Source organism: Thalassospira sp. UBA848 (assembly GCF_002295455.1).
Taxonomy (GTDB): domain Bacteria; phylum Pseudomonadota; class Alphaproteobacteria; order Rhodospirillales; family Thalassospiraceae; genus Thalassospira.
This window is the reverse complement of sequence record NZ_DBGS01000080.1, coordinates 60,887-69,109: the sequence shown is the minus strand read 5'-3', so window position 1 is coordinate 69,109 and position 8,223 is coordinate 60,887. Positions and strand designations below refer to the sequence as shown.

The window sequence follows — 8,223 nt, the reverse complement described above, 5'->3', positions numbered from 1 at the left end:
TTTGCCGATTTTGAATTCGGTGGTCTGGCGATTGCCCATAACGGCAACCTGACCAACTCGCTTGCGGTGCGTGAACGCCTTGTGAAACGTGGCTCGATTTTTCAATCGACCTCGGACACAGAAACCTTCATTCACCTGATTGCGACCAGTCTGTATGAAAAGATCGTCGATCGCCTGATCGATGCGGTCCGTCAGGTTGAAGGTGCTTATTCACTGGTCGTCATGACCCAGAAGAAACTCATCGGTGTGCGTGACCCGCTTGGTGTCCGTCCGCTGGTTCTGGGCAAGCTTAATGATGCCTATATCCTGTCATCGGAAACGGTTGGCCTTGATATTGTTGGCGCGGAATTCATCCGCGACGTCGAACCGGGCGAAATCGTTGAAATTACCGATAATGGACTGCGATCGATCAAGCCGTTCAAGCCGCAAAAGTCGCGCTTCTGCATTTTCGAGCATGTCTATTTCGCCCGCCCCGACAGCATTGTCGAAGGCACAAGCGTGTATGACGTGCGCAAGAATATCGGCCGCGAGCTGGCCCGTGAATCCTCTGTTGATGCCGACGTTGTCGTGCCGATCCCGGATTCCGGCGTGCCGTCGGCACTTGGTTATGCCGAAGAAAGCAAAATTCCGTTCGAACTTGGCATCATCCGAAACCACTATGTCGGGCGTACCTTCATCGAGCCGACCGATCAGATCCGCCACCTTGGCGTGAAGCTGAAGCACAACGCCAACCCGGGCAAGCTCAAGGGCAAGCGCGTTATTCTGGTTGATGATTCGATCGTGCGTGGCACCACCTCGACCAAAATTGTTGATCTGGTCCGTCAGGCCGGTGCGGCAGAGGTCCATATGCGCATCACCAGCCCCCCGACCATGAACCCGTGCTTCTATGGAGTTGATACCCCGTCCAAGGATAAACTGATGGCGGCCAATCACGACATCGAAAGCATGGCAAAGATCATCGGCGTTGATAGCCTGGCCTTTGTCACCATTGACGGCCTTTATCGGGCGACGGGTCTTCCGGGCCGCGACAATGACGATCCGGCTTTCTGCGATGCGTGTTTCACGGGTGATTACCCGATCAAGCTCACCGATCACAATGCCGAAAAAAAGGACCGCAAGCTCACCCAGCTGGTTGAAAGGCAGTCCGCATGACCGATACCAAGCGGCTTGAAGGTCGCGTCGCCCTGATAACCGGGGCGTCGCACGGGATCGGTTGTGCTGTTGCCAAGCGCTTTGCGGCCGAGGGCGCGCATGTGATTGCGATTGGCCGCAATGTCGGTGCGCTCGAAGAACTCAGTGACGACGTCACGGATGCCGGTGGCAAGATTACCCTGCTGCCGCTCGATCTGACCATGTTTGACAAGATTGATATGCTCGGCCCGTCGATCTATGAGCGGTTCGGCAAGCTGGATATTGTGGTTGGTAACGCAGGCCTTCTGGGCGAAATCGCCCCGGTCGGCCATATTGATGCGCAGGTGTTCCAGAACACCTATGCCACCAACGTCACGGCCAATTTCCACCTGATCCGCACCACAGACAAGCTCCTGCAGCTTTCTGACGCGGGCCGGGCGATCTTCGTGACCTCCAACGCCTCATCCAAGGGACGCGCCTTCTGGGGCCTTTATGCCTCGACCAAGGCAGCGCTTGAAAGCCTTGTTCTGTCCTATGCGCAGGAACTCGAAGAAACCAAGGTCAAGGTCAACCTGATCAATCCGGGCCGCATCCGCACCAAAATGCGCGCCGAAGCCTATCCGGGCGAAGATCCCCAGACCCTGCCGACGCCCGAAAGCATCACCGATGTGTTTGTCGATCTGGCCGAGGTGTCCTGCACCAAACATGGTGAAGTGGTCAACGCTTTCTAAGTTCAGATGGACACCAAATTCAAAGGCCGGGTTTTGCCCGGCCTTTTTCAGTTCAGATCGACATTTTCAATACAGAAATCCAGAAACGCCCGCACACGTGCGGGCATCAACCCGCCCTGCCCGACATAAACGGCATGAATATCAACCCCGCCATCGGGCTGGAATGGCGCCAGCAACACACGCAGCCGTCCGGCTGCCACATCGTCCCTGACATGGAAAGCCGCCAAACGCGCAATGCCGCCACCGGCAACCGTCAACAAACGTGCACTTTCCGCATCCCCGACACAGACCTTGCCACCGGGCATAACGGTTTTGATTGTCCCCTGATCATCAAATGACCACTCACTGATCGCGCGCGGGAAGTTATAGCCGATCAGTCGATGGTTGCTTAGATCCTCGACACGAAGCGGCGTACCAAACGTGTCCAAATAGTCCGGTGACGCGACAATCACCATCGGACATTGCCCAAGCTTGCGCGCGATAAGCCCCGACGATTGCATAGGGCCGCTACGAATAGCGACATCGGCGCGTTCCTCGTACAAATCGACGACCTTGTCACTGACCGTGATATCAAGATCAATATCAGGGAACTGTGCCTGAAACCTTGGTACAAGTGGCAAGATACGATGCAATCCGACAGGCAGGTTCACCGTAACGCGCAGCTTGCCACGCGGCTGCACGGCACTTGCAGCTTCGTCCTCTGCATCGGTCAAATCCGCCAGAACACTGACTGCACGGTCATAAAACCGCTGACCTTCGGGGGTCAGCTGCAACTTCCGGGTCGAACGATTTAACAACCGCACGCCAAGGCGGCCTTCAAGCCGTCGAACAAGCTTGCTGACAGCTGATGGCGTCATATTGAAATCACGTGCCGCCGCAGAAAATCCGCCGCGTTCGACCACGCGGACATAGACTTCCATTTCCCCGGAACGATTTGTGTCAAGACGCACCAAGTGGAATTCAACTCACAAATAATGTTCCTTAGGTCTTACTAGTTGAAAATAGATCTTCTGTCCATATTCGCAGGCAGTTCACACGATCACCTGTCAGGAGATTGAATATGGAATACAGACAACTGGGTTGCTCCGGCCTTAGGGTTCCCGTCCTGTCACTGGGCACCGGGACCTTTGGCGGGCAAGGTCCGCTTTTTTCGAACTGGGGAACGACAGACGCCATTGAAGCCACATCACTGATTGATATCTGCCTTGAACATGGGGTGAACCTTTTTGACAGTGCCGATGTTTATTCCGACGGCGCGTCTGAAACCGTTCTGGGTCAGGCGATCAAGGGACGGCGCGACCGCGTCATGATCTCGACCAAACTCGGACTGCCGATGGGCGAAGGGCCAAATGATTACGGCACCGCACGTGGCCACCTGATTACCGGCACCGAACAGGCGCTTTCGCGTCTTGGCACCGATTACATCGATCTGTTGCAGCTTCATGCCTTTGACGCCTACACACCGATCGAGGAAGTTCTGGTCACCCTTGATGATCTGATCCGGGCGGGAAAGATCCGCTATATCGGGGTGTCAAACTTTGCCGGTTGGCAGATCATGAAATCGTTGTCGATTGCCGAACGCCATGGTTTATCGCGCTATGTCGCCAATCAGGTTTACTATTCGCTGGTTGGTCGTGACTACGAATGGGATCTGATGCCGCTTGGCAAGGATCAGGGCCTTGGCGCAATGGTCTGGAGCCCGCTTGGCTGGGGTCGCCTGACCGGCAAAATCAGCCGCAACACCCCGATCCCGGCCCAAAGCCGCTTGCACGAAACCAGTCAGTTCGGCCCACCCGTTGATGACGCAACACTTTATGACATCGTCGATGTGCTTACCGAAATTGCCGATGAAACCGGAAAGACCGTGCCGCAAATCGCGATTAACTGGCTGTTGCAACGCCCGACGGTATCCTCTGTAATCATCGGGGCGCGCAATCAGCAACAGCTGATCGACAATCTTGGCGCTGTTGGATGGTCACTTAGCGACGATCAGATCGCGCGTCTTAACAAGGTGAGTGAACGGACACCGCCCTATCCACACTATCCCTATTACATACAGGACGGGTTTGCGTTGCTAAATCCGGCGGCCTGATACCGGGTCTTTTTCCCGGGTGTTCGCCCCCACCGCTCACCCGGGAAAGTATTTAAAATTTGCAAGCACCATCAATTGATTGCATTTACCCGCCCCGGGTCGTTAGCATGGCCTCAATCCGCAACAATCAATCTGGGTATTGCCATGAAACAGGCGCTTCGTAATTGCATCTTTGCCCCTTTGGGGGCTGTTGGCTTGGCACTGATCATTGCAACCCCCATAACCCTGCAGACCACCACAGAGGCGCAGGCAGGCGGAAACGGGTCCCCGACGACCACGATACCGGAAATGGATGCAAAACGCGGTAAGGCCCTGTTTGCCGAACGTGGCTGCGTCATCTGTCATTCGGTCAACAATGTCGGTAGCAACACTGCGACCAGCCTTGATGCATCAAACATGAATATCGCGCGCGAGCCGTTTGAATTCTTTGCCCGCATGTGGCGCGGCGCGCCGCAGATGCTGGCCCTGCAGCAGGCCGATCTTGGCTATCAGATCGATTTTTCCGGCCAGGACATCGCAGATATTTTCGCCTTTGTCCAAAGCCGCGAAATTCAGGAAGGCTTCACCGAACAGGACCTTCCCGACCATATCAAGGAAATCATTGATAACGGTCCGTCGACTGCCATCGATTAAAGCGCCCGGAACACCCAAGACACACAAAAGCCGCCCTCGTTTCCGACGGGCGGCTTTGTTGTGTTTGGCTATAAATCGAAACTAGCGTTTCTTTTTCTTGTTGGCAAAGGGGTTGTCGCTGCTGCGCAAATAGATGCGGATCGGAACGCCCGGCATGTCGAAATCTTCGCGCAGGCCATTGATCAGATAGCGCGTGTAGCTTTCGGGCAACTCAGCCGCCTTGGAGCAGTTGATAAAGAAGCTTGGCGGACGCGATTTCGCCTGGGTCATATAACGCAGGCGAATACGACGCCCGGAAATGACTGGCGGCAGGTGGCGTTCGGTAACAGCTTCAAGCCAGCGGTTAAGTTGCGAAGTCGGGATACGGCGGCTCCAGATATCGTGGATATCAAGCACCGTCGGCATCAGGCGATCCGTACCACGCCCGGTCAGGGCCGAGAAGGTCAGAACCGGAATGCCCTTGGCCTGTGCAAAGGAAACGTCAAGCTTGTCACGCAGGTCCTGCATGACGCCCGCCTTGTCCTTGATCGCATCCCACTTGTTAACCGCAATGATCAGCGCACGGCCCTCTTCAAGCACCATACGCGCAATCGTCAGATCCTGCTTATCAAGCGTGTTGGTCGCATCGATCATCAAAACCACGACCTGCGCATAGCGAATCACGCGCAGGGTATCGGCGACGGACAGCTTTTCAACGCGGTCATCGATCTTCTTCTTGCGGCGCATCCCGGCGGTATCAACCAGTCGGATCGGACGCCCGTCATAGGACCAGTCAACAGCGATGGAATCGCGCGTCAAGCCGGCCTGCGGGCCTGTCATCACACGGTTTTCACCCAGAAGCTGGTTGAGAAGCGTTGATTTACCGGCATTCGGACGACCGACAATCGCCAACTGGATTTTCGAATTGTCACGTGCGCCTTCGACAATCAGTTCGCCATCTTCGTCTTCATCGTCTTCGCTGAATTCAATCTCATAGGACGGGAAGACTTCGCCTTCGTCATCGGCAAAACCGTCTTCATCGTCGAAATCGTCATCCGCAAGGCTATCTGCACGGGCTTCGTCCAGGGCTTCTTGTGCGGCTTCGCGCGCATGCTGTCTGGCAACGCGTTCGCGGTCTTTCCATTCCTTCCAGTGCGGCTCAAGCATATCATAAAGAAGCTCAATCCCAAGGCCATGCTCGGCCGAAATCGGCGCGACATCGCCAAGGCCAAGGCCGTATGCCTCGTACAACCCCGGGTCCTGATCACGACCTTCATGCTTGTTGGCAATGACATAGACCGGCTTCTGGCGCTTGCGCAGCCAGTCGGCAAAATGGTTATCAAGCGGTGTCAGGCCGGCACGGGCATCAATCAGGAACAGCGCAACATCGCATTCCTCGAACGCCATCTCACTTTGCTGGCGCATCATGCCTTCGACGGAATTATCAAACGCTTCTTCCAGACCGGCAGTGTCGATAATGTCAAACGACATATCGCCAAGGCGCGCCTTGCCGTAACGGCGGTCACGGGTCACGCCGGGCTGATCGTCCACAAGTGCCAGCTTTTTGCCGACCAGACGGTTAAACAGGGTCGACTTCCCGACATTGGGGCGACCGATAATGGCAACTTTCAGCGACATCTGATTTTCAGACTCTCGTTATAAAAGGCGTTATGCGCCGCGGGCATTGAGGCCCACGGCGCATCGCAAAACCTGCAAGGGAACCTTGCGAAAACTGTATTCGTTCCTGACTGATCAGCGATATGCGATTAGATCGGCATCCGCAGTCAGGAAGTAAAGGCTGTCACCAGCAACAGATGGCGGCAAAGTGATCGGGCCGGATACTTCATCCTGACCGAGGATATCACCGCTATAAGGGGAAACAGTCATTACTTCGCCCTGCTCGTTACCAACGATCAACCTGTCACCGGCCAGAACCGGCCCTGTCCAGACAATCGGGCCTTCCTGTTCCTCGGGATCGGTAAAACGGGGCAGAACGGTCACCCATTTAACCTGTCCGGTCTTCCGACGCAAGGCAATCAAGTCATTTGTATTGGTTAGCAGGTATACGTAATCGCCGGCCACCCATGGCGACTGGATGCCACCGGCTTCCAATTCCCAGACGCGATAGCCCGTACGCAGGTCAATCGCCGTGGTCAGACCGGAGTTACTTGTCGCAACCACCAGATCATTATCAATCACCGGCAAGCCGCGAATATCGGCAATGGCCGATACCGCATCAGTACGACCGGCAGCCGCCAGCGCATCAGACCAGATCACCTGACCGTTTTCCACGCGAAGGGCATAAAGCTCACCGGTGGAATAGGCCGAAATGACAACGCCCTGATCAACCGCCGGGCTGGCACCACCGATAAAGGATGCGCCTTCGGCAGCACCACGATGGCTCCAGAGGTTTTCGCCCGTGCGCGCATTGAGCGCCACGGTCTGGTTATCAATGGTAATGGCAAACACGCGACCACCGCGCACAGTCGGTGCGGAACGCATCGGAGCGGTGACCTGCTGGCGCCACAGGACCGTCGCACTTGGTGCATCAATGGCAATGATTTCGGCAAAGCCCGTGGTGGCATAGATGATCCCGGCTTCGTATGCCAAACCACCCCCCAAAAGCGTGCTGTCTTCTTCGTCCTCAGGTGCGAGTTCAAGCGACCAGATTTCCTTGCCCGAGCTTGCGGCAAAGGCGCGAACTTCGGCAGCGGCATCAATGGTAAAGATCACACCACGTGCAACAATCGCCTGATTAAGCAACAGGTTGTCATCCATCGACCCTTCGCCGATATCAATCGACCAGTCCTGTTCAAGGACTTCATTATCAAGACCGACATGATGAAGCGCGTGGCTGGGGTAACCACCATTTTGCGGCCAATCGACCATAGGTTCGGGTTCGGGCAGGATCACACGCTGATCGCTGAGTTCCACATCAGGCTGAACCGTGCTTTGCAAGGCAAGGACCGAGATACGCTCCCCCGGAAGTGGCGGGGCCTCCGCCTCGCCAAGCCAGCCAGAACACCCTGCCAAAAGGCCCGAAAGGCCCATTACGCACAGAAGTGACTTAATACCGCGTGTGGTCAAAACCGTTTCCCCTGAAAGAACTCACGTCATATGGACCGCTGATCGCGCCCCGTTGCTGCCCGGGTGTCGTCAGGCACCAACAGCCTTGAGAATTTCACTTGCCCGTGCACGCATGCCCGCAGGTGCGCTGTTATCATCGGCGATCTCGGTCAGAAGCGGCTTGGCTGCCTCGACCTCGCCACCGGCGATATGCAACAGCGCAATCATTTCACGCGCCGAGTAGTACCAGGCGTTTTCCGGCACCGCGATCGGCTCCAGGCGCGAAATCAGTTCCTGTGCGTTGGTTGCGCTTGCACTGTTCATTGCGATCTGGACAACCGCAAGATCACGGTAAACCTGATCAATCTCGGAATTACCGGCAATCGCCTCGAGTTCGGTTATTGCGGACGGGGTTGCGCCCGAACGCAGATAAACCGCAGCCTTCTGGAAATGACCAAGGGCGACAAAACCGGCATTGCCGTCGGCAATAATCGCATCAAGGGCGGCCAGTGCGGCGTCCTCGTCGGTTGCGCTGTCTTGTGCCAGCTCTACAGCATTGGCAAGACGGGTTCCGTTTTCGATGCTGGTGCT

Annotated in this window: 8 protein-coding genes; 4 read left to right on the top strand and 4 right to left on the bottom strand. The window is 56.0% G+C overall.

Annotation, left to right across the window (positions count from 1 at the left end):
• Positions 1–1,152 (top strand): amidophosphoribosyltransferase (purF, locus tag B2R48_RS11545; protein WP_297000458.1); only part of this gene is annotated, 1,152 nt, incomplete at its 5' end.
• Entirely contained in the window at positions 1,149–1,862 is a 714-nt protein-coding gene (locus B2R48_RS11540; RefSeq protein ID WP_297000456.1) for an SDR family NAD(P)-dependent oxidoreductase, read from the top strand. The genes purF and B2R48_RS11540, both read left to right, overlap by 4 nt.
• 47 nt (positions 1,863–1,909) lie before the next feature.
• On the opposite strand, the gene B2R48_RS11535 is transcribed toward B2R48_RS11540, so the two are convergent.
• Positions 1,910–2,812: a LysR family transcriptional regulator gene (locus tag B2R48_RS11535; protein ID WP_297000453.1), complete on the bottom strand. Its 903-nt coding sequence runs from the start codon at positions 2,810–2,812 to the stop codon at positions 1,910–1,912.
• 110 nt (positions 2,813–2,922) lie between these two features.
• Between B2R48_RS11535 and B2R48_RS11530 the strand changes: the two genes are divergently transcribed.
• Positions 2,923–3,954: an aldo/keto reductase gene (locus B2R48_RS11530; RefSeq protein WP_297000450.1), complete on the top strand. Its 1,032-nt coding sequence runs from the start codon at positions 2,923–2,925 to the stop codon at positions 3,952–3,954.
• 144 nt (positions 3,955–4,098) lie between these two features.
• Positions 4,099–4,587, top strand: a complete 489-nt coding sequence (locus B2R48_RS11525; RefSeq protein WP_297000448.1) for a c-type cytochrome — start codon at positions 4,099–4,101, stop codon at positions 4,585–4,587.
• A gap of 81 nt (positions 4,588–4,668) precedes the next feature.
• On the opposite strand, the gene der is transcribed toward B2R48_RS11525, so the two are convergent.
• The 3 genes from der to B2R48_RS11510 form a co-directional block, all read right to left on the bottom strand.
• The gene (gene der, locus B2R48_RS11520; protein WP_062957496.1) at positions 4,669–6,204 is read right to left on the bottom strand and encodes a ribosome biogenesis GTPase Der; all 1,536 of its coding nucleotides are present in this window, start codon (positions 6,202–6,204) and stop codon (positions 4,669–4,671) included.
• Positions 6,205–6,318: 114 nt separating this feature from the next.
• The gene (locus tag B2R48_RS11515) at positions 6,319–7,653 is read right to left on the bottom strand and encodes a PQQ-like beta-propeller repeat protein (RefSeq protein ID WP_297000444.1); all 1,335 of its coding nucleotides are present in this window, start codon (positions 7,651–7,653) and stop codon (positions 6,319–6,321) included.
• 69 nt (positions 7,654–7,722) lie between these two features.
• A partial coding sequence (locus tag B2R48_RS11510) for a hypothetical protein (RefSeq protein ID WP_297000443.1) occupies positions 7,723–8,223 on the bottom strand: 501 nt, incomplete at its 5' end.